Origin of the sequence: Bittarella massiliensis (ex Durand et al. 2017) (assembly GCF_017566145.1) — a bacterium.
Taxonomy (GTDB): domain Bacteria; phylum Bacillota; class Clostridia; order Oscillospirales; family Ruminococcaceae; genus Bittarella; species Bittarella massiliensis_A.
In genome coordinates this window covers 1-208 of the sequence record NZ_JABFCL010000414.1, presented here as the reverse complement: position 1 = coordinate 208, position 208 = coordinate 1, and the positions used below count along the sequence as shown (strand labels likewise).

Annotated in this window: 1 protein-coding gene; it reads left to right on the top strand. The window is 62.0% G+C overall.

The window, feature by feature from the left end; genetic code table 11:
* A partial coding sequence (locus HJY11_RS14875; protein WP_208076600.1) for a chromate transporter occupies positions 1–208 on the top strand: 208 nt, incomplete at both ends.

Below are 208 nucleotides of genomic sequence, written 5' to 3'. Positions count from 1 at the left end.
CCCATCGCCATCAATGCCGCCACCTTTGTGGGCATCAAGACCGCCGGGATCGGCGGCGCTGTCATCGCCACTGTCGGCTGCGTCACACCTTCCTGCATCATCGTATTGATTCTGGCCGCGGTATACTACCGCTTCCGCAATTTAAACACCATCAAAGGCGTCCTCTCCGGCCTCCGTCCCGCTGTGGTGGCCCTCATCGCCTCGGCCG